Annotated in this window: 28 protein-coding genes; 12 read left to right on the top strand and 16 right to left on the bottom strand. The window is 48.4% G+C overall.

Going from position 1 to position 24,680, the window contains the following annotated elements; genetic code table 11:
- The first annotated feature begins 117 nt into the window (after positions 1-117).
- A complete protein-coding gene (locus tag MJO57_RS04475) occupies positions 118-384 on the top strand; it encodes an Ig-like domain-containing protein (RefSeq protein ID WP_371924862.1) in 267 nt (88 codons plus the stop codon).
- 65 nt (positions 385-449) lie between these two features.
- Here MJO57_RS04475 and MJO57_RS04470 read toward each other — a convergent pair whose 3' ends face one another.
- The 8 genes from MJO57_RS04470 to MJO57_RS04435 form a co-directional block, all read right to left on the bottom strand.
- On the bottom strand, positions 450-812 hold the full coding sequence (locus tag MJO57_RS04470) for a hypothetical protein (RefSeq protein WP_252023289.1): 363 nt from the start codon (positions 810-812) through the stop codon (positions 450-452).
- Positions 813-866: 54 nt separating this feature from the next.
- On the bottom strand, positions 867-1,103 hold the full coding sequence (locus MJO57_RS04465) for a DUF29 family protein (protein ID WP_252023288.1): 237 nt from the start codon (positions 1,101-1,103) through the stop codon (positions 867-869).
- Between the two features lie 9 nt (positions 1,104-1,112).
- Complete coding sequence (locus MJO57_RS04460; RefSeq protein ID WP_252023287.1) at positions 1,113-1,943, bottom strand: DUF1338 domain-containing protein; 831 nt, start codon at positions 1,941-1,943, stop codon at positions 1,113-1,115.
- A gap of 18 nt (positions 1,944-1,961) precedes the next feature.
- Positions 1,962-2,402: a type II toxin-antitoxin system VapC family toxin gene (locus tag MJO57_RS04455; protein WP_252023286.1), complete on the bottom strand. Its 441-nt coding sequence runs from the start codon at positions 2,400-2,402 to the stop codon at positions 1,962-1,964.
- Positions 2,399-2,638 carry a type II toxin-antitoxin system Phd/YefM family antitoxin gene (locus tag MJO57_RS04450; protein ID WP_252023285.1) on the bottom strand — a complete coding sequence of 80 codons (240 nt, stop codon included), beginning with the start codon at positions 2,636-2,638 and terminating at the stop codon, positions 2,399-2,401. Before MJO57_RS04450 ends, MJO57_RS04455 begins: the two co-directional genes overlap by 4 nt.
- A gap of 304 nt (positions 2,639-2,942) precedes the next feature.
- The gene (gene ltrA / locus MJO57_RS04445; RefSeq protein ID WP_252023284.1) at positions 2,943-4,337 is read right to left on the bottom strand and encodes a group II intron reverse transcriptase/maturase; all 1,395 of its coding nucleotides are present in this window, start codon (positions 4,335-4,337) and stop codon (positions 2,943-2,945) included.
- A 527-nt stretch (positions 4,338-4,864) separates the two neighbouring features.
- A complete protein-coding gene (locus tag MJO57_RS04440) occupies positions 4,865-6,130 on the bottom strand; it encodes a hydrolase (protein WP_252023283.1) in 1,266 nt (421 codons plus the stop codon).
- 116 nt (positions 6,131-6,246) lie between these two features.
- The gene (locus tag MJO57_RS04435; RefSeq protein ID WP_252023282.1) at positions 6,247-7,461 is read right to left on the bottom strand and encodes an aspartate aminotransferase family protein; all 1,215 of its coding nucleotides are present in this window, start codon (positions 7,459-7,461) and stop codon (positions 6,247-6,249) included.
- A gap of 530 nt (positions 7,462-7,991) precedes the next feature.
- On the opposite strand from MJO57_RS04435, the gene MJO57_RS04430 reads away from it, so the two are divergent.
- Complete coding sequence (locus MJO57_RS04430) at positions 7,992-9,353, top strand: ISNCY family transposase (protein ID WP_252017318.1); 1,362 nt, start codon at positions 7,992-7,994, stop codon at positions 9,351-9,353.
- 275 nt (positions 9,354-9,628) lie between these two features.
- On the opposite strand, the gene MJO57_RS04425 is transcribed toward MJO57_RS04430, so the two are convergent.
- The 4 genes from MJO57_RS04425 to MJO57_RS04410 all read right to left on the bottom strand — a co-directional run bounded on the left by MJO57_RS04425 (position 9,629) and on the right by MJO57_RS04410 (position 13,519).
- Positions 9,629-9,928, bottom strand: a complete 300-nt coding sequence (locus MJO57_RS04425; RefSeq protein ID WP_252023281.1) for a hypothetical protein — start codon at positions 9,926-9,928, stop codon at positions 9,629-9,631.
- A gap of 141 nt (positions 9,929-10,069) precedes the next feature.
- Complete coding sequence (locus tag MJO57_RS04420) at positions 10,070-11,584, bottom strand: IS66 family transposase (RefSeq protein ID WP_252017330.1); 1,515 nt, start codon at positions 11,582-11,584, stop codon at positions 10,070-10,072.
- On the bottom strand, positions 11,581-12,513 hold the full coding sequence (locus tag MJO57_RS04415; RefSeq protein ID WP_252023279.1) for a transposase: 933 nt from the start codon (positions 12,511-12,513) through the stop codon (positions 11,581-11,583). The genes MJO57_RS04420 and MJO57_RS04415 overlap by 4 nt, the downstream gene beginning before the upstream one ends.
- Before the next feature lie 331 nt (positions 12,514-12,844).
- Positions 12,845-13,519: a hypothetical protein gene (locus tag MJO57_RS04410; RefSeq protein WP_252023277.1), complete on the bottom strand. Its 675-nt coding sequence runs from the start codon at positions 13,517-13,519 to the stop codon at positions 12,845-12,847.
- A 154-nt stretch (positions 13,520-13,673) separates the two neighbouring features.
- On the opposite strand from MJO57_RS04410, the gene MJO57_RS04405 reads away from it, so the two are divergent.
- The gene (locus tag MJO57_RS04405; RefSeq protein WP_371924772.1) at positions 13,674-13,955 is read left to right on the top strand and encodes a DUF2061 domain-containing protein; all 282 of its coding nucleotides are present in this window, start codon (positions 13,674-13,676) and stop codon (positions 13,953-13,955) included.
- On the opposite strand, the gene MJO57_RS04400 is transcribed toward MJO57_RS04405, so the two are convergent.
- Positions 13,927-14,736: a 6-carboxytetrahydropterin synthase gene (locus MJO57_RS04400; protein ID WP_252023275.1), complete on the bottom strand. Its 810-nt coding sequence runs from the start codon at positions 14,734-14,736 to the stop codon at positions 13,927-13,929. The genes MJO57_RS04405 and MJO57_RS04400 overlap by 29 nt on opposite strands.
- A 314-nt stretch (positions 14,737-15,050) precedes the next feature.
- On the opposite strand from MJO57_RS04400, the gene MJO57_RS33125 reads away from it, so the two are divergent.
- From MJO57_RS33125 to ribH, 3 genes are all read left to right on the top strand, one after another.
- Positions 15,051-15,932, top strand: coding sequence for an aminotransferase class III-fold pyridoxal phosphate-dependent enzyme (locus tag MJO57_RS33125; protein WP_371924771.1), 882 nt, complete (start codon positions 15,051-15,053; stop codon positions 15,930-15,932).
- Positions 15,871-16,338 carry an aminotransferase class III-fold pyridoxal phosphate-dependent enzyme gene (locus MJO57_RS33120; protein ID WP_371924770.1) on the top strand — a complete coding sequence of 156 codons (468 nt, stop codon included), beginning with the start codon at positions 15,871-15,873 and terminating at the stop codon, positions 16,336-16,338. The genes MJO57_RS33125 and MJO57_RS33120 overlap by 62 nt, the downstream gene beginning before the upstream one ends.
- 81 nt (positions 16,339-16,419) lie before the next feature.
- On the top strand, positions 16,420-16,905 hold the full coding sequence (gene ribH, locus MJO57_RS04390) for a 6,7-dimethyl-8-ribityllumazine synthase (protein WP_252023272.1): 486 nt from the start codon (positions 16,420-16,422) through the stop codon (positions 16,903-16,905).
- 27 nt (positions 16,906-16,932) lie between these two features.
- On the opposite strand, the gene MJO57_RS04385 is transcribed toward ribH, so the two are convergent.
- Positions 16,933-18,156, bottom strand: a complete 1,224-nt coding sequence (locus MJO57_RS04385) for a dicarboxylate/amino acid:cation symporter (RefSeq protein WP_252026937.1) — start codon at positions 18,154-18,156, stop codon at positions 16,933-16,935.
- A 318-nt stretch (positions 18,157-18,474) separates the two neighbouring features.
- Here MJO57_RS04385 and MJO57_RS04380 point away from each other — a divergent pair, with 318 nt between their 5' ends.
- The 5 genes from MJO57_RS04380 to MJO57_RS04360 all read left to right on the top strand — a co-directional run bounded on the left by MJO57_RS04380 (position 18,475) and on the right by MJO57_RS04360 (position 21,767).
- Entirely contained in the window at positions 18,475-18,816 is a 342-nt protein-coding gene (locus MJO57_RS04380; RefSeq protein ID WP_252023271.1) for a hypothetical protein, read from the top strand.
- A gap of 44 nt (positions 18,817-18,860) precedes the next feature.
- Entirely contained in the window at positions 18,861-19,502 is a 642-nt protein-coding gene (locus tag MJO57_RS04375; RefSeq protein WP_252023269.1) for an MBL fold metallo-hydrolase, read from the top strand.
- Between the two features lie 34 nt (positions 19,503-19,536).
- Positions 19,537-20,208: an OmpA family protein gene (locus MJO57_RS04370; RefSeq protein ID WP_252023267.1), complete on the top strand. Its 672-nt coding sequence runs from the start codon at positions 19,537-19,539 to the stop codon at positions 20,206-20,208.
- Positions 20,209-20,383: 175 nt separating this feature from the next.
- Entirely contained in the window at positions 20,384-20,803 is a 420-nt protein-coding gene (hemJ, locus tag MJO57_RS04365; protein WP_252023265.1) for a protoporphyrinogen oxidase HemJ, read from the top strand.
- Between the two features lie 148 nt (positions 20,804-20,951).
- Complete coding sequence (locus MJO57_RS04360; RefSeq protein ID WP_252023263.1) at positions 20,952-21,767, top strand: DUF805 domain-containing protein; 816 nt, start codon at positions 20,952-20,954, stop codon at positions 21,765-21,767.
- Positions 21,768-21,914: 147 nt separating this feature from the next.
- On the opposite strand, the gene MJO57_RS04355 is transcribed toward MJO57_RS04360, so the two are convergent.
- Complete coding sequence (locus MJO57_RS04355) at positions 21,915-23,423, bottom strand: IS1634 family transposase (protein ID WP_252023261.1); 1,509 nt, start codon at positions 23,421-23,423, stop codon at positions 21,915-21,917.
- Here MJO57_RS04355 and MJO57_RS04350 point away from each other — a divergent pair.
- Positions 23,418-24,458 (top strand): IS1595 family transposase, encoded by a 1,041-nt coding sequence (locus MJO57_RS04350; RefSeq protein WP_252017335.1) that lies wholly within the window; start codon positions 23,418-23,420, stop codon positions 24,456-24,458. The two genes, MJO57_RS04355 and MJO57_RS04350, sit on opposite strands and share 6 nt — an antisense overlap.
- On the opposite strand, the gene MJO57_RS04345 is transcribed toward MJO57_RS04350, so the two are convergent.
- The gene (locus MJO57_RS04345; protein ID WP_252023259.1) at positions 24,455-24,670 is read right to left on the bottom strand and encodes a DUF4277 domain-containing protein; all 216 of its coding nucleotides are present in this window, start codon (positions 24,668-24,670) and stop codon (positions 24,455-24,457) included. The genes MJO57_RS04350 and MJO57_RS04345 overlap by 4 nt on opposite strands.
- Positions 24,671-24,680: the final 10 nt, after the last annotated feature.

Here is a 24,680-nt window from a genome sequence, read left to right as displayed (position 1 = left end):
GTTCCCACAGTTCCATAGAGAGCCCAGTAAAAAAATTATCCGATCCCGGTACTCTCTGCGTAGCATAAAAGAGGGCTTTTCCTTTAATTCCCCCACAATCCAGCATTTCTTTCGTAAATACGTTTCGTCGATTGCATCGCGGATGAGAATCCGGATGCGGCACAACGTGTAAAAGGGGAGGCAGTGTCGTTTACCAGTTTTGATCAGCCTACCAATGGGGCGTTGACCGATGGCGGCACTGAGTTGGTCTATTTGTCCAATCCCCGGTATTACGGCGTTGATCCGTTCACCTTTTACGTTCAGGACGCCTCCGGAGTGATCGGTTCGGGCATCTGTACGGTGGTAGTCAATCCGGGGGCTGGACCTGTCCGTGCTGACCGATGAAGAACGAACACTGTTGAGCAACGCACTGTCCGACTTCCTGGCGCTAAAATAAGGAGCCTGCCACCTCAATGAAAATAGTAATTCATGGCAAACAGCACACACGCCGTCAGCATCATGCCGAGAAAGGTGATGATGAACTGGCGGTTGCTGTTGGCGTACAGTTCGGTGCATTTGGCATACAGTTCGGTGGATTTGGCCTGTTGCTCCACCATGGCTTTGCGCCATTCCACGTCCACTTTTTTCAGGGCTTGCTCCAGCCGGATGATGTCCTTTTTGGCGGACAGGCGTGAGTCGAGAATCAGCTTTTCCAGCCGCAATACGTCTTGTTGGGTGGCGATATGGTCAGGACTGAGAGAGGCGGCGACGGCATGGGCGGTTTCTTTGCTGATGCCGATTTCTATGAGGTCGTTAAACAGTTTGTCGTCCATTGGTTTGTTCTCAGTCTGTCTGGCAAAAAATTATAAAAGTGGCACACAGACGGCTCAGGGTAGCCAATCCTCATCCAGCAGTTGTTCCCATGGCCAGGGACAGGTTTCAGGAAAACTGGCGTCGGTGAGCCATTGTTCACGGGGCAGGTATTGATTCATCTGTTTAATGGCACGTTGTTTAGCGTAAGGGTAGCTGGTTGCCACTGCTTCATCCTGGTGGCTTTTCAGATACGGGTATTTATTGAGCAGTCGACTGATCTCACCACGGGGTGAATCAATACAAGAATTCATACCATGTTGTCATTTCCCTTGCGGAACCACATCCGTACTCTCAAATATCTTATCCGCCGAAGCCGCCACAAACCCCTGGTAGAGTTGACCGTTGGGCATCGGGTAGCGCAGGGCAAACTCGTAATAGCAGCCGGGTATTGTTAATGTGCCGTCCGTAAAGTTTACCGGGACCTCTTTGGCCAGGGTTGAGGACTGTTCCAGCAAGACGTCCGGGGAGCCTTTAATCAGCCCTCCACTGGTATTCATTTCATAACCTTTATCCAGCAGCAGTTGATTGACGCTTTGCATATCCGGGTGTGAATGCGCCTGATTAAAGCAAAGGTGGTTAATGGATACCGTAAAGTGATTGGGGCGAAAGCCATGGGCAGCCACCCAGGAGGCATACTCACTCTCACTGGCAAGCGTTTGATACTGTTCCTGACTAACATGCCATGGGCGACCGGAATAGCAGAACCCCTGTTGACGCACAGACTCCTCAGACACCTGGGCTACCAACGCTTTAATAATTTCACGACAATGTTCGTTTAGCTCCTCAACTTTCAGCTCACTGATAAACACCTTGGGCAGGGTATCATCGTTATGCTGATAGTATTTGGCATAGAGCTTTTTAGCCGGGAAGTGATAATCATCCACGGGCTGGTATCCCGCATCAAGAAATGGTTTGGCTATTTTATCCAGAGATACCTGGTCGAGATTGAAGGTGCGCAGGGCAATGTGGTCATTGACCACGGTACCTTGATTCAGGTCAGCAAATAGCTGGTGGATAGGTTTGGCGTCGGGGGTGAGTGCCAGGTAATCCTGCCACATGGCATTCAATAACTCATGAATTGAAAGTTTCATAATCTCTCCGTAACAAAACTATTTCACATCAGAACCCTGCAGATAGATGGGTATACCGGCTTTAAGTGCAGCTTTGCGCAGTATTTTATCCAGTGTTGCCAAAGGCAGGTTTTCTCGTATGGCAAGTTCCAGGTAGGCTGCATCGTAGCTGCTCAGATGGTAACTACGTGCCAACGTAGCAATGCGATTAAACGCCTGATTCGTCGTCAAAGGGTCAACGTAAATTGGCAGATTTTCCAGCTGGGCGAGAAACCCTTCTGCCGTGGCTGTATTTATTTCATTCCGTTTTTCCAGCCCCAGGGTGACATTGACCACTTCCAGATGCCAGAGGTTGGGAACCAGGGCGTCGGAATGTGAGAAGCTTTTGAGTACCGATTCTGCATAAACCTGATCCTGCTTTTTGCTGGTTTCTGACAACCAGCGCATGGAAACGGAGTTATCCAGGATAAAGCCAGTCATTTCCTGCCACGCTCCCGGAGTTCTTGCAGGTCACTCTCAGAAACAACAGGCTTTTTGGCTTTGAGCAAATTTTCGATGGCAGACTGTGCTTTTAAACGACTTTTCGCCTTGCTGGGAATCAGGTCTGCGATTGGTTTTCCCCGGTTGGTTATGGTGAAGGATTCACCGGCTTCAACACGACGCAAAATTTCCGGCAGTTTTGTTTTTGCATCGTAAGAACCGATTTCTTCAAGCATACCTTGGCCTCCGTGTTTTTATTTGATCCATTATAGACCAGTATTCTGGTCTATGTGTTGTTATATCAGACCTGCCCGGGAGGCTGTCCGAGAATAGCACCCGTCTAGACGACCCCGTAGCGAGGATGGCAGAAAATTGAGGATCGCCTCGTTCCCACGGTCCTCCGTGGGAATGCATACCGAACCTCACCGCAAATGTAGAACCCCCTTTAAACTCTGATGATTCCGGGCATAAACAGGTTGTTCCACATCCAGCAGGCTACGGGGTGAGTAGACCTGCCCGGTCACCCGGGCAAGCCCCTCCTCAGAACCGGACTTGCGGAATTATCGCATCCGGCTCCCGATAGACCCGTGTCCCCACACATGTTCGGTGAGACCGGAACATTGACACCGTTTTCCAGCTCTCTGGATACGCCAACACTTTAAGAATTTTCACCAGCTTTCCCCAGCTCAAGTATCCTTTTCCTCCCTGACGATTAAGCCATCTGTGGATCGTTCGTTTGCCTTGCAGAATGAACTGCCTGACCCGTCCTTGATTGTCTGTGATCCCATGATAGTTGATCCATCCCTTGATCCCCCGAATCGCTCTCTTCAGCGTTTGCACACGGTCAGAACTCAGGCGCTTCCAGAGGAACTCACTTAACCCTTTGAGCTTCGATGCAAAACGATCTTTACGGCTGGTGAACTTCAGTCGCCAACCACCTTTTCGCATCTTACCCCAGTAACAGGTGAACCCCAGGAAGTTAAACGTCGAAAGACGCTTACCTGATTGATTGGCCCTCTGAGCTGCAATCCATCCTGCAGGAATTATCTGCGATTTCTCTCTATGCAACTCCAGACCAAACTTCTCTAACCGTTTTGGCAACACTTTATAAAAGCGCTCTGCTTCACTGGCATCCCCAAAAAGGAATACCATATCGTCAGCGTACCTCACCATTTCCGCCCGCCCTTTGATGTGAGAACGGCTTACCTCGGCAAACCATTCATCTATCACGTAGTGCAGGTAGATATTGGCCAGCACTGGCGACAGGATAGCCCCTTGCGGACATCCTTCCCGATTGTCGGATACTTGCTTGTGTTCCATCACAGGTGCTGTAATCAGGACTTCTATCAGCCTGAGAAAACGCTGGTCTGATATCTTCATTCGCAAAATCTTCATCAGCTCCCTGTGAGGAATTCTGTTGAAGTACTTGCAGATATCAATTTCTACCACAGCACCATCCCGAATTCGGGAACTGGACTGCAGCAAAGTCCTCAAAGCATCGTGACAACTCAAGCCGGGCCTGAATCCGTATGAGCACGGTAGAAACAGCGGTTCGTATATCTTGCCAGGGATTTGACTGGCTGCAAGTTGCACCAGTTTGTCTTCAAAGCAGGATATGACCAGTGGCCGTTTGCTCCCATCCTCTTTCGGGATTTCAGTGACCCTCGCGGGTTTTGGCCTGTAAGTCCCACGGCGAATGCGCTGGAAAAGGTGTTTCAGATTTTCATCCAGTTTTACGCCGTAAGTCTCCTTTGTCTCACGGTCAATACCTACGGCTTTATTCCCGTTCAACCGATGGAATTGCTCCTTCAGCATGTCAACATTTAGCAGGTGACCAAGGTTATTGAACACCATTTGTCTGTCGTATGCCGATTTCTCACCTATGCGCTCAAGTTTCGTTAACCATGATTGTCCGTCGTTGCTGAGTACGGTCATTGTTTCTCTCTCACGCTCGATCTATCTGCCAGCCCTTCGCTCCACGGTCGTTACCCGCTTCATCACTACTATGACTGACTCCGACTTCCATAGAGCCATCTGTAAAGCCTCGTGTTTTGCACTTGTACTTAACATACTCAATCCTTTGAGAGCCCTATGGATCTCCTGGGTTCAGTCGTATATCTCTATAAACTCGCCGACGCCTGCGACTCCGGAGGGTAGTGCTGTTCGGATTCCCAGATTGACCTTACACAGCACTCTTGGGCCTGCTGCCTGCATAAGAGCATCGGCACCCACAACAAGTGGTATTTCGGAGCTGTGACGTTCACCATTTGGTTTCGGCTCGGATATTTCGCTGTCTACGCTTCATCACTGTCGTTACCTTCAGCAACGCAAGACTCGCTATACGGTGGAGCTGGTTCTCCTTCCGCAACGGGACTTTCACCCGCAAGATATACGCCGCTTATCCCAGCGCACTATGCATTCCCACGCGGGCATGGGAGGGTGTGCGCTTTTCTGCCTGGCTATTACTCTTTTCGTTTTAACCAGTCAAAGCAATCACCCTGTGCACTGGCATGGGCCAGACTCAGTAATAATGCCGCACTGAGCCTGGCCCTTGGCACAAGGCTTTTGACGTTTAAATATTCCTGATCACTATGGATCGCTCCCCCCTGAACCCCAAGCGTATCAATATTGGGAATCCCGGCAGAGGCAAGGTTGTTACCATCGCAACAACCTCCGGTGGGTTTGATCTCCAGTGGAATCCCCAGTTCATGCCCGATGTTTTTTGCCAGTGCCAGTAGCTGTTCATTGGCAGGGCTCAGCACCTTGGGTTTGCGGGTAAATCCGCCATGCAGTGCCAGTTGAATGCCGTCACGCTGATTTATGCTATCAATGATCCCATTAAGTTTTTGCAGGCACCACTGTTCATCATCCGGTTGTTCAAGACGAATATTGAACTTGTGAATACAGCGATCAGGCACAATGTTGGTCGGGCCGCCACCGTGAATGTAGCCGGGGTTAAAGGTGATGCCCGGCCGCCGACCATTCAGGTCGTCCATGGCGGAGACAAAATCACAGAGGGCACGAATAGCGTTGCGGCCCAGATGATGTTCCCGCCCTGCGTGAGCTGCTTTGCCATAACTGACCACGGTAAAGTTACCGCTGCCTTTGCGTTGGCCGGCAAGGTTGCCATCTGGAAAGCAGGGTTCAAATATCATGCCCAGGTGTACTCGTTGCGCAGCCTCCTGAATTAAAGGGGCTGAGCCGGGGGAGCCAATCTCCTCATCCGGGTTAAACAATATTTCCCAACCGATCTGCTCAGCCCATGGACTTTGCTCAAGTACTTCCAGCGCCTTGAGCATCACCATAATCCCCCCTTTTAAGTCAGTAACTCCGGGACCATTGATGGTGTCATCATCCAGCCAGCGAACCTTTTGAAAAGGGCTGTCTTTGGGAAAAACGGTATCCATATGCCCGCACAGAAAGACCTGAAGAGGTGCTTCGGGGCGTTTACGAATTCTCAACGCATCACCCAATGGGTGCCGGATGATCTCTCCACTGTCGTTTACAACCTCCCAGGGATTGACAGGTATACGTTCATGGTCTTTTGATAAATCCGAAGTCAGTGTCAACAGCTTTGCCAAAACCTTGTTGACGCCGTCACGGTTAAGGCTGCCAGAATTTATTTCAGCCAGTTCAATGGTTCTGGCCTGCATTTCATCGTGCTGGTCATTGAGTAAATCCAGCCAGGGGAGGAGTTCAGGGGGAAGTGTTTTAGCTGGCTTTACCATACGACATGCTCATTCTGTTTTAACTCCAGGTATGGAGGTCAGGAAGGGTATGCATTCCCACGCGGAGCGTGGGAACGAGAAGTACCTCTGCCGGCGTGGCGAGGTATTCAGGACTCTCAGGCAGAAACCACGGTAGCAACAGCCCTTTCCAGACGTGCCATACCCTCATCAATGTCTTCATCAGGAATAATGAGTGATGGTGCAAAGCGCAGAACATTTGGCCCGGCAACCAGCATCATCAGTCCCTCGTCGGCCGCAGCAGAAAGAAATTCTTTCCCTCGACCGTGATATTTTTCGACCAGTTCAGCGCCAATCAGCAGGCCTTTACCACGCACCTCGGCAAAGATGTCATATTTGCTGTTAATGGATTCCAGGTGTTTACGGATGCGGTTATGTTTTTTACTAACATTATCCAGCAGTTGTGGATCATTAATGATGTTGATCACTTCCAGCGCCACTGCACAGGCCAGCGGGTTACCACCGTATGTGCTGCCATGCGTCCCAAAACCAAAACTTTCTGCCACTTTGTTGGTCGTTAGCATGGCTCCGATCGGGAAGCCCCCGCCAAGGGATTTGGCACTGGTCAGAATGTCCGGCAATACATCAAGCCCCATATAGGCAAAGAGTTTACCGGTTCTGCCCATACCGGACTGGACTTCATCTAAAACCAGCAGGGCATTATGCTGGTCGCAAAGTTCTCTGACCCCTTTCATAAATTCAGGGTCTGCAGGAATAACCCCGCCTTCACCCTGAACGGGTTCAGCGACAACGGCGCAGGTACGGTCAGAAATAAGTGCCCTGAGCGCATCAAGGTCGTTATAGGCAGTGTGCAGAACACCGCCGGGAACAGGCTCAAAGCCTTCACAGTATTTCTTCTGGCCACCTACGGTAACGGTAAAAAGTGTTCGACCATGGAACGATTGGTAGAAGGAGATGATCTCATGTTTTTCCGGACCAAAATTATCGTACGCATACTTTCTGGCCAGTTTAAAGGCAGCTTCATTGGCTTCTGCACCGGAATTGCAGAAAAAGACTTTGTCAGCAAAGGTGTTGTTGATTAACTGCTGCGCCAGCTCAAGCGCCGGTTCATTGGTATAAACATTACTCAGATGCCACAGTTTTTCACCTTGCTGTTTCAAGGCATCAATCAGCGCCGGATGACAATGCCCCAAGGCATTGACAGCGATGCCGCCAGCAAAGTCCAGATACTCTTTCCCTTCCTGATCCCAGATTCGCGACCCCTTTCCTCGCACTGGCACCATGGCCTGGGGCGCATAATTGGGAACCATCACCTGATCAAAGGTTGAGCGATCGACGGGGTGCTCTGACATACTATTACCTCTTGACTGAAGTGGGCTGCTATCTACTCTGGAGATCTGTCGGACTTAAGACGATCCTGCGGTGGTTGCGACAAATTGCTCTGAAAATGCCTGCTACCAGGTAAAATAACCCGGCTGTTTTCCTCAGAAGTTTGAACTGCCCATGGCTGTTCGAATAGCTAAAGCCCGTTTTTATCATTTATACGCATGATTCTACACAAGCCTTAATAGTTTGTACGGTTATATTTACGTTTTTATACGGTGTTTTCCTGTATTTTTCTCGACTTTAGAGTCTGTATAAAACGATAATTCGGTCAGCTTTTTATAGTGAAGCAAGCCGAAATCAGTGAACTGTTTTTCCAAGTTCGTTATTACTTCCGTTTTTTGCCTAAAAGCCTTTAGTTAGTTCTCGTCCAAAAACACAACCAATTGAAAACTGTAGATTTTATCCTGAAAAATTAAGTGGAGCCCTACTGCTATCTGGCGACTAAACTTCCCAAGAGCAAGAAACATAAGGGATTGCCAAAAACAGAGGACTCCAAATGCGCAAAAAACGCAACCCGCAGTGTAGTATGGAACTCCATTACGTACCTCATGAAATCTGCTCCCAGCTTTCCGGTATCTCGCAATGGCTTGACGCCCATCCACAGTTCAATGACTGGATTTATGAGGACTTAAGTTCTGGTGATAAACAGAACACTGGGCGGAACGGACTATCAGCAGAATCCGTTCTTCGTGCGGCACTCCTGAAACAGTATTTGAATTGTGATTATGACTACTTGTCGTTTGTTTTGATGGACTCCATGCTCTTTCGAGACTTTTGTCGCCTCGAACCAAACCAGCGCCCCAGTCGCTCCAGTTTGCATGGGCTCATCAGCCTTCTTACTGCATCTACATGGGAACGGATTAATAACTGTCAGCTAATGACCGCTAAAGATCAGGGTATTGAAAAAGGGCGCACTGTGGCTATTGACAGCACAGTCACCGAATCGGATATCAAACCTCCTTGCGACAGTGATCTTTTAGCCAGTTCCGTTAAAGAAATTTGTCGGCTGCTGGAACGGGGACAAACACTGACAGCGACACCGCTTTATGAATATACCCATCACAACCGAGCCGTAAAAGATGCGGCCAGAAAATGCATCTACGCTGGCAAAGAAGAGCGGCATCAGCATTATAAAAAACTGCTGCAGTTGACCCGAAAATCCCGGAAGGTACTTATCGAAGCTACTGTCACGCTAGCAAACGCCCGTCAGCAGGGGCAGTGTCTCCTGGCTGATGATGCCGACAAGTGGCAGGCCGATGTGGATCACCTGTTACCCCTGGTGGATGCAATAGTCTCCCAGACAGAGCGCAGGGTCTTTAAGGGTGAAAAGGTGCCAGCCCAGGAAAAAGTGGTTAGCCTGTATGAACCCCATACGGATATCATCGTAAAAGACAGGCGGCAAGTACAGTATGGCCATAAACTGAACCTGGTTCAGGGAAAAAGTCGATTGATCCTGGACCTGGTTATTGAGGAAGGTAACCCAGCGGATTCGGACCAATTCATTCCGATGATGGAAAGACAAAAAGAAATTTATGGTCGTGTACCTCGCCAGACAAGCGGTGACGGCGGATACGCGTGTCGCGCTAATTTGGAAAAAGCCAAGGCCATGGGAATCAGCGATGTAGCTTTTAATAAGAAGCGCGGACTTGAAGTCGAAGAGATGACTAAAAGTCAGTATGTGTATAAAACGCTCTTTCGCTTCCGGGCAGGTATTGAAGCGGGAATTTCGTGGCTAAAGAGATGTTTTGGGCTATCACGTTGCCACTGCAAGGGTTCTGAGCGTTTTGATTCTCATTGCTGGTTATCGGTGGTCTGTTACAACCTGGTGATTCTGGCCAGACACCCGGCACCATCCTGATAGCCACCTCCACGCTACATGAAAGTACCTTTCCAGCATGGTGGGAGGATGTTTTCTGCCTGCTTTTCGCGTTTTTCTCCAATATCCGTCCCAGATTAGAGAAAAAAAGGGAAGAGTTTTTGCGGCTCTCTGGAATTTCAGGAAATATCAAAACGCACGTACAATCTAATTATGATTGCCTGATGCGTTTTTGGACGAGAACTAGTTATGCTGCTTCTGAATTATCCGGTATTAACTGGTCGATCAGATCGCGAAAATTGAACTCATATTTTTGCTTATATCTGTTCCAGCCCTTGCGAATAGAGAAACCTCGGAATAATTCCTGAAAGAGCAATTTTCATCATGCCTGCAGTGGTTGTATCCGGGCTTCTCCAGGGTATCCGAGAAATATTCAGACATGCCTGATTTTTACAAACGGTTAATAACTGCAATAATGCATAGCCTGCCATTTTCAAATGCATCCATCGAAGCAGTGTTCGCAATTTCTGCTGCCATAAATGGCAACAGCCAAAAGCATGTTTGAGTTGGTGAAACATTGGCTCTACCGGCCATCTCCGGGAATAGGCACGAAGCACCTCCAGTCCCTCAAGTTCCGGATTGGTCGAGATGAATATTCTGCTTTCGGTCAGACCTTTGTCATTTTCAAAGCGACTCCAGACGACGCGTACTTCACGACCTTTAAGGAATCTGGCGCGACAGATCAGGGTACGATGTAACTATTCAGCACTGAGCAAAGGCATATTACAGTAATTCCGAACAGCTCTATGAAGTGATTGATATATGTCCATTCCCTGTTTTCTGGCAGACGACAAATAGCTGCGAATCCGTGCAAACATAGAACCACCGTCTGCACTCCTGAAGCAGCCTGAGATTTTCTGCTTTAACTTGGCCATTCGAACATCCCGCTCACTGCCATTGTTATCGAAGGGAATGGTAAAATCTGACATGAAGCGCAGTGTCTCAGCCTTGAACTCAGTGAGTCGTTTGAAGAGATTGTAAGCTTTAGTATTCTTGACTTTCTTGCGCTTAAGCTCCTCTCGTTGCTTCTCCATATAGACGACTTCTTTCATTAGAGCCCGCTGAAGCAACCGGTCATAAATCTTCTCGATTCGTTCACAGACAACACTTGGCATCTGTAGCATACCTATGGTCTTAAAGCCCTTGCAGTAATGCCAGGAAAGCCTCAGTAGCTTCATCAATCGCAACGCCAGTTGATTGCTGTCCCTATCAACAACACCCAAAAGCTCCCTCAGGTGATGGGCATTGCAAAGTACGTGAGTTGCCGCATATGCAAAATAGGATTTCCAATGATCATGAACCAGAACGCCTGCAAATGTTAGCAGTATGCCCATCGTGTCCATGGCCTCACGACCTCGCTTTTCAGACAAGTAGTAGAGCGTCCATTGTTCATCCCGCATAACGTGTAGCCAGTGCAAAGAGCCCTCGGCCCGCATACCCGTTTCATCGGCTCCGGCAACAGACGATTCCCGCAAGGCGTCACGAATAACCTCTTCAGTAGAAGCCAGATTTTCATAGGTTCTGGCCACAAAATTGGCGACAGTGCCTGCACTTACACTCATTTTATAGAGAGTATTAAAATACTCTGACACGCGCTTAAAAGGCAGGAAATGGTATTGGTTAAGATAGACGGCCATAGCCTGTGTGGCTGAGCCATATTGTGCGGCAGCGGTAACACCTTCCGGGAATTCAGCCTGATTCCGACAACCACAAGTGCAGATTTTTACTTCAGCTCTATGGGCCGTTACTTCAAATTCACCCGGTCTCCCTGGTTCAAACACCTGTCGTTCAATATATTTGACCGGCTCACTATCAAGAAGAGACGCCTGACATTTATTGCATTCTTTAACCGGAAGGTACTCAATATAGTCAGGGATATCGACCTGTTTAAGACAAGTGCCCTGATGCCCTTTCTTTCCACCGGCTTTATTACCAGAAGACTGTCTCAGACTTTTAGGATTGGGTTTTTCATCCGATGGATCGGTACCTTTATCTGCGGAAAGGTCGTCAGAATGATCTGGAGAATTACTGTTTTTACAAGGTTTTTGATAACCATCAGACGATGGCGGCTTGCTGCTGTTTTGACTGTTCTTGCCAACCTTTTCTTCCAATTCTCGACATCGCTCTTCCAGACAGGCAACTCTCATCCGCAGCTCTGCATTCTCTTTCAAGAGAATCTCAGCCGACATAGTTGCGGGTAGTTCTGGAATCATGCTGGCGAATATTGTGGAAAAATGGTGCTTAAGAGGATGGTATAAAAATCAGAAAATTCCAGATTTATGTGGGGGTGCTGAACAGTTACGGTACGATAACGTATTTTGCGAAATTTGCCGTACATCCATACTGTTGCTTTTTCTTCCGGCAGTTTCTTAACCTGTTCTGTCGTCATCTTGATGCCGTACTTTTTTGGGCGCCCTCGCTTCTTTACGGTGGGTGCTGGCGGCAAAGCATAGAGGGCCCGATTTGAAGGTATCTGACCAACAACTTCTATGTTCATTTCCAGAGCTGGCTTTATCAGTGTCCAGTTCATATACCAGCAATCGGTTAGCAGGCGTAGCACTCGATCCTTCACTTCATTGCGTACCACCCTGAGCATGGCCACGGCAATTTTCAGTTTGCTGGTGTTACCTGAAGCTGGTGTCGGAAATGAGATCACCGGTATGGCGGTAAATACTTCATCTGCAGCCCGCTCAAATATGATGGCCAGGGAAACCCAACACTGCCCCCAGATGTACGTCGGCCGATTGCGTTTCTTGCTGTGTTGATGATGTGTACGACAAGCAGGGGCTTTGTCGGAAAACCGTTCGATTACCCAGTCATCAAGCCCCAGGACCACAGGTTGATTCTCAGGAGCTTTGGAGCAGACCAGACGGATCAAGTGGCGTGCCAAGTTCTTCCATTGCCACTTGCCCTGAGATAGCCAGTGGTGGTAGCTGCTCCACACACAATGAAAATCAATTGTTAACAACGCCTGTGTAACAAAGCCGTCGGCTGAAAGCATGCAACCGAACAGCAGTTCGCAGAACGTTGGTACTGCAGTTGATGATAGCGCTCCAGCAAGAAAGGTTGTATATGAAGCGAGCTCCCTGAGGATTACTTGATGATCTGAAGTGAGCATGGCAACCATCTCGAATTTCGTCATTGGGGATGGTTGCTTTTAGCAGATTATGCGCCGGAACTATTGTGCTCTTAAAACTCTAAAGTCGAGCTGTATTTTTCTCATCCGATAATAAAACGACCAAAGCCAGCAGTGTGGAACCGGTATAGCCAAGCGCTAATACCCATTCTGTAGTGGTCAAGTAAAAATGGACACCTGTAATGGCCGACCTCCACAGACTCAATTAAAAGGCTTGGCCGTTTTTCATTGAAGAAGCTTGTTCACGAAGGCATATATTTCTTAATGGAGCATTAAAAAACAAAGGCGTTGCAATAGGGAATTGGAACCACTCTCTGTGGAGAGTGGTTGTCAGGGCTCAGTAAGCGCTCTTACGGGCGATTTCTGCCTGCTTTAATTCTTGCTGTATAACACCAAAGATCTGCTGGAACTCGCTATCATAGCGAAACAGGCTTTGGGTAAATTCCGGCATTAACTGAGCTATTGGCTGGCCTGTATTCTCTGGAAGCGTTTCCGGGATCAGTTTAATCGCTTGAGTTAAGTGGTATTCAGTTTGACGAACAAACGTCATCAGGCGCTCATACTCTATTCCCAAATTATGCAGTTCTGGTTTTCTGCCGGAACGGGAAAGAGCCATTTCATCAAATACCTGCTGAAGTCGTACATCATATTCTGCCAACGCCGCATTAACTTGCCTCAGCTTGCTAACGTGGCTTGCATCCACAATAGCGCCAACCGGAGCGACAGGTGCTGATTGAGCACTATTGCTGGCATCAATGGCAGCTACCTCTGGCTGCTTGCCCAAAGCCATATCCGGACGAAATGGGTTAGTAGCGGCCACATTGGCCAGAAGGTTTTCTACCTTGTTGAAATCCATCTCCAGCATCCTGGGCAGCTCAGCAAGCATATTGGTATAGCTGGATTCAACTTTCTCCTCAGCAGCTGCCTGAACTGATGTCCCGATCTCCGGGTCTTTAACAGGGTCGGGCTGGACTGGTCGGTTATTAATCTGATCCGTCAGTGAAGACGACATAGCACATTCTCCTTTTTGGCCATTACCTAAAGATTAGTTGACTGCTGATAGTTTTTTTCTATCCGGTCAAGTTGTTTGTTTTATTTATATAATTGATAATCATTCTCATATAATAAAACCAACAACGATGACATGATTACCAAGATCGGAGCATATGATGGCTAAAACCGTTTCCTTCGCAGCAGTACACTTCTGTGTCGCGTTTTCAGTGGGGTACCTGATGACCGGTGATATCATGATTGGTGGTGCGCTGGCGATGGTTGAACCTGCCGTAAATACAGTAGCTTATTATTTCCACGAAAAAATCTGGTTTCGATTTAAAACAGCTCAAGCAAAACATTCAACCACGTCCCTTTACCTACGGAAGGCTCCCAACCCGCTAAAGGCTCTCAACCCGCTGAAGGCTCTCAACCCGCTGAAGGCTCTGAGTGCATAGCAATGGCTCCTTTATTGAGGCCCTCAAAAGCAACGACCCGAATGGTTTTGCCGGGATTTTGCTCAGACAAACAGAGCGCAATATGTCTGGCCAGCAGTTCAACAGTGGTGTCAGTGTCAATCAAGTAGCAGTCAGTGCTGGGCAGGCTGATTTCAAAATATCCCTGGTTGGCTGTGTAGCCGAATCGATAATACTCAACGTTATCCCTGGTGTAGGAGCCCAGTAGATCCTCTTTTGTAGCGATATAAATATCACGCCATTGTGATGCCCACCTGGCTTCCAGCGCCTGATCCCGGAGTTCATCAACAAAAACCCGAATCTGTGAGCGATGACCATGAGCAATCCGCTGGCAATCCCCATCGTGTTTCTTCAACCCATGGCTGTAGTGATAGTAAGCCCCGCCAATCTCTTCAGGGTATAACCTGAACTCAACGGTTGTAACATTGTCTGGCAGAACCTGTTGTATGGCCTTCTCCAGGAAGGGGGTGAGTAATTCCGGCGTTATAGCCTCTGCATCCACCAGCAGCACAGCCTGTGCCGGTGCGGAACAGGTAATCATCCCATGAAGGGTGGTAAAGCTGACAACCAACTGCTCTTTGTTATGGATAATGTTATGGGTAACGGAAGCCTCTGCTGTATTCAGGGGAACCAGAAGGCGGTGATCAGACAGATTGTCGAGCGATGCTTTAACCTGTTTCTTTACATGGCCAAAATCAAACACCATGCCCTGTTCATCAAGCTCCCCCCCCAGCATGACATCCACAAGCCAGGTTTCACCCACCAACCCACGTTTTGGACAGAGGTAACTGAAATCCAGGGTAGTCAGCTGGTTTACGAACAGAACCTGTATATTACTCCCGCAATTTACATCCACAATTTACATCCACAATTTACATCTGCAATTTACATCTGCTATTTACATCTACAAGAGCTACAGGGGCAGAGTAGGCCAGAAACCCGAAAACAGCCATTGGCCGTAGTGAACACCTGCCGTGAATTTGAGGGGTATAAAGTACTGGTTACACTTGCTACCAAATAGCGCCGCGATTATCTTCTCCTACCAAAAAGGCCAATATGTATCAAAAGGAGTCAGGCTTGAGCCTTGTTATAACCCCGGAAGAGCTGGTATTTGATGCCGAACATATCTGGCATCCCTACAGTACGACCATTAATCGGGCGGATATGTTCCCGGTGATTGGGGCTGAGGGTGTCTATTTGTACCTGAATGATGGCCGCCGGATCATAGATGGCATGTCGTCCTGGTGGTGCATGGTGCATGGCTATAACCATCCTGAAATGAATGCGGCACTGAAGCATCAGATTGATGATTTCTCTCATGTCATGTTCGGCGGCCTGACCCATAAACCGGCGATTGACCTGGCTAAAAAACTAGTGGCCATGACACCCGAACCGATGCAAACGGTGTTTTTTGCTGACTCCGGATCGGTGGCCGTTGAAGTCGCGATCAAAATGGCCATGCAATACTGGATAGCCCGGGAGCGACCGGAAAAAAACAAGATGCTGACCGTCAGGGGCGGGTATTACGGCGATACCACGGGGGGAATGTCTATTTGTGATCCCGATGGCGGCATGCACCACTGGTTTACCGGTATTCTGCCTCAGCATTATTTTGTTCCCCGCCCTGAGTGCCGTTTTGGTGAAGCCTTTGCAGAAAGTCATATTGAGGCATTGCGGCAGATGCTGGATCGACTGGGAAACCAGTTGGCCGGTGTGATTCTTGAACCGATCGTTCAGGGTGGCGGTATGTATTTTTATTCTCCGGACTATCTGGTTCGTCTGCGCCAGCTGTGTGACGACTATGAGGTGCTGCTGGTTCATGATGAAATTGCTACGGGGGTTTGGTCGTACCGGGAAGCTTTTTGCCTGCGAGCATGCGGGTGTGGTTCCGGATATCATGTGCGTCGGCAAGGCCCTGACCGGCGGGTATATGACGATGGCGGCAACCCTTTGTTCTGAACAGGTCAGCCACACCATTTCCGAACACGGCCCTTTTATGCACGGCCCTACCTTTATGGCCAACCCATTGGCCTGTGCTGCCGGTAATGCCAGTCTGGAGATTTTATCCAGAGGCGAATGGCAGGGTCAGTTATCGGCGATTGAAAAGACACTCAGGGAAGGCCTGATGCCCTGTTGTGAAATGCCAGCGGTTGCTGATGTCAGGGTGTTGGGTGGTGTTGGTGTCGTGGAGCTCAAAGAGCCGGTCGTGATGTCTGAAATTCAACCGCTGTTTGTTGCAGAAGGAGTTTGGGTCCGGCCCTTTGGCAGGCTGGTTTATGTGATGCCTCCCTATGTGATTTCCAGCGACGAGCTGAAAGCACTTTGCAGCAGCATTTGTCGGGTGCTTCATCAGATTGGCCGCTGAACCGGTTTGCCGGACGACCGGTAGCCAGCTAACTTTCACCTTCAAACTATTTTTAATCGTTTCTTTCAAGGAGTATTACTGATGGGCGCAGGCCTTCCCAAAACCCCGGAGCAGTTCCATAAAATTCCCCATGCCCGGTTGGCGATTATCGGCAGTAGCTGGCACAGTGACTGTGTCGATGCCATGATTAACCGGGCTCAACAAGAGCTTCTGGCACTGGATGTCAAGCCGGAGAATATCTCTATTCACAAAGTCCCGGGCTCACTGGAACTGCCACTTGCTGCACGAATTCTGTTTGAAAAAGACCCTGACCTGGACGCCATCCTGGCGTTCGGGGTGGTTCTGAAAGGGATCACCAGTCATGATGAGATGGTACTTCATGGCGTCTTTGAAGGTTTTATGCAGGTAACAGAGCGTTTCGGAAAGCCTGTGATTAATGAAGTAATCGGGGTGGACAGCGTTGAAGACGCGAAAAGAAGATCCGGTGACGATCACATGAATAAAGGCGTTGAAGCGGTGTACGCTATCTCTGAGCTGTTGCACTGGGTACAGCAGGTTAAAGGATAAAACTTATTAGCCCCGAACTGGATCACGTCAATTGTGATCCATCCGGGTAGCTTCGTCACTCTCCCCCTTGCCCAAATCCCTATCGGTTAATAGATCTGCGTTAACCATGGCTGTTACACAAGAGTCTGACCACACGTTAATTGCACTCTCGAACATATCGATCAACGCATAAAACGGCAGAATAATAACCAGCAGTTGAAGTGGCACTCCCATAGCCGAAAGAAAGGCGCTGGATAACATATAACAGCCCATGGGAACACCTGCATTACCGATGGCGGCAATACTGGCAATGGCTATCCAGGAGAGCAACTCCAAGGGTGAGAACATGATGCCGTTGCTTTGTGAAACAAACAGAACCGTTATCAGTATGAAAGCAGCACAAGCGTTCATATTGACGGTAATGCACAAGGGGAGACTGAAACGAGCCACTTTGCCTTGAATATTCATGTCTTTTTCTGCGCACTCGACGGCATAGGGCAGTGCAGCTGCTGATGATTTAGCGAAAAAAGCGACAGTCAGGGCTGGCCACATGGCTTTTATGGTTTGCCAGGGTGAAATACCTTTGAACTTCAGCAATATTGGCAATATCAAGCCAGCCTGCACGATATTGGCCAGCAGAACGCACAGCAGATAGAGGGCGAGGTCCTGGAGAATTTTCTGACTCTGCAGATCATGAATAAACTGGTTAACGAAAGCCCAGACAGCCAGAGGCATCAGTTGCAGGATCAGTCCGGTCATTTTCATAATGGCGGCAAACATACTGTCAAAAAACGAGTGCAGAATTTCTTTCTGGCTACGTTCCAAAGTCATGATGGCGGCGCTAAGAAGGAGGGCTAAAAATAAAACACCCATCACATTATGGGTATAAAAAGGTTCAACAAAGCTGGCAGGAATCACCCCAATCAGATAGGACCAGTAACTTCCTGCAGGGCCTGCAGGCTCAACCGTTGCCGCCAATGGGTTAAGATTGCCCGCCGGAGCAATCAACAGGTACAGTGCCAGGGCAACAGTGGCTGCGATCAGAGTAGTGATCACCGTGTATTTCAGAACCTGGCCACCAAGGCGTTTTACCTCTGACGCTTCGACCATTCCGGAAAGGGTAGAAACCAGGGCGAAAAAGATAATCGGTAGGCTCATCAGCTTCAGCATTCGTATAAACAGGTCGGATACCACTTCACTGGCCTGATTAAACACACTGAGATCCAGCCATCCTGTGACAACCCCGTATAGTCCGGCTATGAGAAGAATCATACTGCTGTTTAAAACAAATTGTTTTTCCTTGTTTTTTTTGCCTGATTGCATAGTTACGGGAATCTGTCTGCCGGATTAAATTGTGAGCATAGACACGATCTTTACCGGTTATTATTTTGTTTTGGTATTTACTTAGGCTCTATTGGTAAAGATAGGTTCATTCTTGATCAGATCGTTCATTGTTAGGTTTATTTAAATTGGCTGTTTGACCAGTTTTTTTTGACTACACTATCATCCTCTAAGGCCTGTGCAGCTGCGAGCTAATAACTCTATAAAGTGATGACTGCTGAATGACTGAGGAGTACGAGGAGTAGTAAAGTGCTGAGACGAACCCGCTTTTCACTATCTTTATCTGAACCAGGGCCCAAGCCGACAAAAAAAGAATGGCGCTGCCATCGGTGGCCCCTGATTGAGGACTTTGCCACAGAAGATACCGATGATGCTGATGAGTACATTCATGAATGGCACTTCCCATATCCCGGGCAGAAAGCATTTCTGCGGGTGGATCCGGCGGGTCCGGTTAACACCACTGAGCCTCTGATGCAGAAAAAGTTCGCTAACGGCTACATCAGAAAAGCGCCCTGTGATCGTCGACAAGATCTAACCATGGTTTTTCTGCACAAAACCGCCAGCAAAAGGAAAGACCCGATACAAAAATAAGATTAGAATCTCGGCCGAATATAGAAAACTACTGTGAAGGTCAAATGACAAACCAAACAGCCTTTATTCGGCAGACTTTCCCCGTCGGGCCACTGCAATGCAACTGTACAATTATTGGTGATCCGGTAACCCGTAAGGCATTTGTCGTGGATCCCGGTGGTGATCCTGACATTATTATGGCAAAGCTTAGGGAGCTGGATTTACAGGTTGTCGCCCTTATCCACACCCATGCGCACCTGGACCATTTCCTTGCCAGTGGCGATATCAAAAAACAGACAGGTGCTCCAATCTTCCTTCATGAGGAAGATAAGTTCCTCTGGGATAACCTTGAAATGCAATGCCGTATGTTCGGTGTCCCTTATCGCCCGGTTCCGGATCCGGATCACTGGTTAAAAGACGACGAAGAGCTGCCATGCTGTGAAGGGGTCGCTATGCACACCCCCGGGCATACGCCGGGTTCCATGTGCTTCTGGTTTGACAAGCCCAAGCTGCTTATTGCCGGGGATACACTGTTTCGCAGGTCTATTGGACGAACTGACCTGTGGGGCGGTGATTACAAAGCGATTGAACGTTCGATCAAACAAAGGCTCTATACGCTGGATGAAGAAGCGGTGGTGGTCGCCGGACATGGTCCTGATACCACAATAGGTGAAGAAATTCGGGAAAATAGTATTATTCGCGGCTAAGTCGCGTTGCGCTGATTTACTAAGGAAAAACGTTATGTCTCTGAAAAAATTATTTACCGTCGCAGCTCTCTTGATGGTAACGTTGACAGGATCTTTGCTGACCGGCTGTCAGACAACCAACCCATACACCGGTGAACAACAGGCCAGCAAGTCAACCAAGTATGGCCTGGGTGGGGTTCTGGCGGGTGCTGCTATTGGAGCTATTGCCGATGGCGGTGATGGAGCCCTGAAAGGCGCCATTATTGGTGGTGCTGCCGGTGCCGGTTATGGCCACTATCTGGATCGACAGGAGAGGGTGCTGAGGGCTGAGCTGCAGGGAACCGGTGTGCAGGTTTACCGCCAGGGCGATGAGCTGAAACTGATCATGCCATCCAATATCACGTTTGACTCCAGCAAGTCAGATATCAAGTCGGCGTTCTATCCGGTGCTTGGTTCTATTTCGAGAGTATTCAAGGAATATGACCGTAACCTGATCGAAGTGGTTGGTTATACCGACAGCACCGGGGGGGATAAGATCAACGTACCTTTGTCTCAGGACCGTGCTGACAGTGTTGCTAACTATATTGCATTTCAGGGGGTCAGTGGTGACCGCATTTTTGCCTATGGCAGGGGCTCTGCAGATCCTATTGCCAGCAATAAAACTGTTGAAGGTCGTGCACAAAACCGCCGCGTAGAAATCAACCTGCTTCCAGTCCAGCAGCGTTGATGATAAAGAGGCGGAGTTCCGCCTCTATGAGAGAAAACAGCGGTAACTGCCGTAAACCCAGAGCCTGAAAGAAACAAAAGTTAAGGGCCATTTAGAGAAATTCAAAGCGTGCAACTTGATTTACTTTTCCAACCTGTAAAAATGCATACAAATGCAATAACAATCGGGTTTACAAATGCTTTGGGTAACTTCTTTTCATATCATCGCCATGACCTGCTGGTTTGCAGCCCTCTTTTACCTGCCGAGGCTTTTCGTCTATCACGCCATGAGTGAAGACCAAATCAGCAAAGATCGCTTTGTTATTATGGAAAGAAAGCTCATGCGAGGCATCGCCACGCCCTCCATGATTGCCACCCTGATTCTTGGCCTGTGGCTGCTACACTATATCCCGAGCTACATCCATGCTCCCTGGATGCATGCAAAGCTGACCCTGGTCGCTCTGACCATAGGCTATCACCATATGTGTGGCCGCTATATGAAACAATTGGCCACCGGAACCAGCACCCACAGCCATCAGTTTTTCCGGGTATTCAATGAAATTCCCGTTATTTTTCTCGTTGGTATTGTCGTTTTGGTTGTGGTTAAACCGTTTTAAGCGTTCGGCCACCGGGAGCATAAAGACCAAAAAGCAAACCTGCTCTTTATGTAAGTTTTGTGGGCACTGTGATTAACAACAAAAAAGCCTCATTCTCCCCCATGCCAGCCGATAACCTGTCTCAGAACATATTTCAGGACAGGCCACCATGGATGACTCACTCTATAAGCTGATTTTCGAGGGAGAAACGCTGCCAGGCTTTGAAGAAAGGAAGGTTCGAAAAAACCTGAACGAACTCCTCAATGCAGACAAGGCAAAACTGAAGCAACTGTTCTCAGGAAAGCCGATCATTATTCGCAAGAATCTTACCGCCAGTGACATCCGTCATTATGAAAGAGCCATGATGAAGGCTGGAGCTCAATGCCGGATTGTTGCTATGACCAGTGATGAAGAGTTGCCACCTACGCCACTGGAAAACATTCTGGAACAGGACCCGAATCAACTGACCAAGCCATCCAGATCATCCCGGACGTTGCAACTGTTCCCCAGAATGGGAAGAGTACAATTTATTGCCTCCCTTTGGATAGTTGTCCTGCTGGGCATCTGTGCCTGGTGGATACCAGAGTGGTTAACCCCTCACTATCCATCTTTAGAGTCAATGCACCTGACACTTGGTTTGATCACTATTGCCTGCCTCCTTATGCTGACCATGTCGGTCAGAAGACTTCATGATATTGGGTACAATGGCTGGACGAGCGTTGTGTTGGTGCTTCCGGGGGTCAACCTTTTGTTTTTGTTATGGCTGATCTTTTCTTCAGGTACTCCCGATACTAACCGGTTTGGTTCGACTCCCCATTCCGCTGGCGCAATCGCACAAGTTTTTGGCCTCTGGATGCCATTACTGACCATCATTGCCGCTGGGACCTATGGCTGGCTTTACCAGAAAGAGCTTCAACAGCTGGCCGCCAATGTTCCGGCAATGATCGACCTGCTGATTCTTCCCGCGCTGGAGCAATACCTCTGACATTGTTGAACAATTAACCACAACCTATCAACGATATACGCATCAATACGCAGTCCACTGACACAGGTCAATGGTTATAATGTTTTCTTACCGCTTCTCTACTTTATACAAACCGTGATCATTTTAAGCCGTCATTCAGCACCCGTATCAGGAATACATTTCCTGATACGGTCGCCCAAGAATTGAAATAATAGTCAACTGCCTTTCTTGTAATCCAACCACATGCTTTTCATGTCCATCGACCAATAGCACGTTGATACCCTGAAAGCAGAAAAACACCCAACGCGCTGTCGGGTTTTGGCAGGGTTTCCGCTTCATGTCCGGGAAAAACCGACTCTGTCGTTTTAGCTCATGCCTAATTCGATGCTGAATCGCCGCATACACTAACAGACACAGCGTCATCACCATCAGCAAGGCTTCTATTCGTTCCGGTTTCTTTAAAAACAGCGAAGAAACCAGAAACTCCGGGCTCTTCAAAAACCGAAAGCCACGCTCTACTGACTGTTGTGATTTGTAAGTACTTAGCACTTCTGCTGTACTCAGCCGACTGTCGTCCAGATCATTCGTCGCCAGCACAAAGCAACCCAGAGAACACTCTGCATCTTTGCGACAGTCAACGGATACCCAAGGATATCCGCTCACATAATATTCAATACTGTCCGGTTTAGAGCCTTTCTCCGGACGACCTACCTTGGTATAGCAGGGTTTCTCAGTAATGACAGGTTCCGCCTGACAATAAATAGTTTTTGACTGCCATTCATCGAACGCACGCAATGCGTCGGTTTCACACTTGAAGGCTTTTTTGGCCAGTTTACTGGTCAGCGATTCTGCTTCTTTCTCAGACTTCTTTAGCATTTTTTTCAGCAGTGTTTTTTGTTCGCTCTTTCGAGCCTGCTCGCTGCGGACCAGAATCCAGCGCTGGGAGACACCCGCATGATCTGACAGCATTTCATGACTCTCATAGCCCTCAGCACCCTCCACTGGTGTCATTTCACAAGAAGCGACACTGTCAATCAGTTCTCTGGCTTCTTTGATTTTTGACGGAACCCGGGTGATAAATTGCTGGCCCTGCTGATGAAGTATCTGTACGTTATCTGTTGTATAAAGTGCTGCATCACCAATCAGGTAGCGATTATTCAGGGCTTCCCGGTAGGATTTCAAATGGCTGCTGATGACTTTTTTAAAGTTTTTATTGTCGTTTACGTTGCCACTGGACGCTTTCATAAAAACGGGAATACCGGCCTGATTTTCCGTCATCATCAGCAGTATTGCCTGGTTGAGCTCGGGTCGATGATCCCTGCTGTATCCACGACAGAGTTTGATACAGTGCATATCTTCTTCGTCGACGTCAGATTCGCTGTTATAAACGCCGTCCACATGCAAGCTTGTTGAGTCAAGGTTCAGAGCCTTGCACGGCAGTTTTAAGACATTCACTGCCTTGACAGCCAGCGATAAATAGACCTCACTTACATCCAGTTCAAAAAGCTGATCCAGGGCTCTGCCGAGTACACTGTCGTTAATGTGTTCGGGTTTAATACCGGGCCTGATGAGTTTATCCAGCGGTTTATCAGCATGAAACTCCGGGGCTAAGTTACCGTTAATGGTTGAATCAGCTAAACTCCCATAAAATCTACGTTGTAGGGGAGTGATATGCAATCTGAACTCTTCCAGAATTTTATTGATTCCATTTCAACATTAACCAGTGAACAGCGAGACATTCTTAACAACTCGCTCCTTAGTACTCAAATAGAGGTTACCGAGGTAGTAGAAACCACTGACTCTGAACCTGTTTACAGTGAATCTATACCCAATAACGATAATGCAACACCTGACGTAGAAAAGAGCATACTTGCCCAATTTGCCGAAAACCCCAGGTGCCCCAAATGCAAAAGCCATAGCGTTGGTCGCTGGGGCATACGAAATGGCCGACAGCGCTACCACTGCAAGACTTGCGACTCAACGTTTAACGCCTTTAGTGGAACGCCTTTGGCAAGGCTCAGGCACCCTGAAAAATGGAACAAGTACCTCGCAGGTATGACTCACTCTATGGTCTTGCGACCAGCTGCTGCTGAGAATGCCATTGACTTGAAAACTGCGTTCCGCTGGCGTCACCGCTTTCTTGAAGTGATTAATAATGATCAAGCAGAAGAGCTTTGTGGCATTACTGAGCTTGATGAAACATTTTTCCGTGAATCCTTCAAAGGGCAAAGAGAAGGCCTTCCACGGCCAACCCGAAAGCGGGGTAATGATCCCAACAAAGCCCGAAAAGTCCCGGTAATGGTGGCTCGGGACCGTAATCGAAATACCGTTGACGGTGTATTAGAAAACGAAAGTGCTAATGAATTGTGCAGGCATTTAAATGGCCGCATATCGATACAGGCCACGGTCTGTGCGGATGCACACCTCGCTCACGAAAAACTTGCTGACAAGCTTGGATTTGTCTTCAAGGAGCTGGTGACATCAGCAGGTCAACATGTTGTTGAAGGCATCTACCACATCCAGACTGTAAATTCTTATCACAGTCATTTAAAACGCTGGATTGGCGGCGTATTCCAAGGGGTTGCAACTCGTTACCTTCCCCATTATCTGGCCTGGAGGCGAGAACTGACGGCAGCAAAAAAATTAACTGTTGGCCGGTTGATCAGCAGAATTACTGAACATTGGTGCTTCCAACCATTAACGGTAACTTAGCCAAACTCCGGGAACATATGAAGCGTGCGGGCAGTGAACCCAAGGCCGTTAAGCAGCATTGATACTACGGTTTCGCCAAAGGAAATATTCCGGTGTTCAGATTGGTTAGGAACCAGGGAATCCAGATGATTAGAGATACCGAGTTCTTTGCACATACCGGCAACCAAACCCATATGATCGATACGTTGAATGTGGAACTGATGAGGATGCATTGGACATGTT

Origin of the sequence: Endozoicomonas sp. SCSIO W0465 (assembly GCF_023716865.1) — a bacterium.
Lineage (GTDB): Bacteria > Pseudomonadota > Gammaproteobacteria > Pseudomonadales > Endozoicomonadaceae > Endozoicomonas.
The sequence above is the reverse complement of the archived record's forward strand: the minus strand, read 5'-3'. Positions and strand labels throughout refer to the sequence as shown.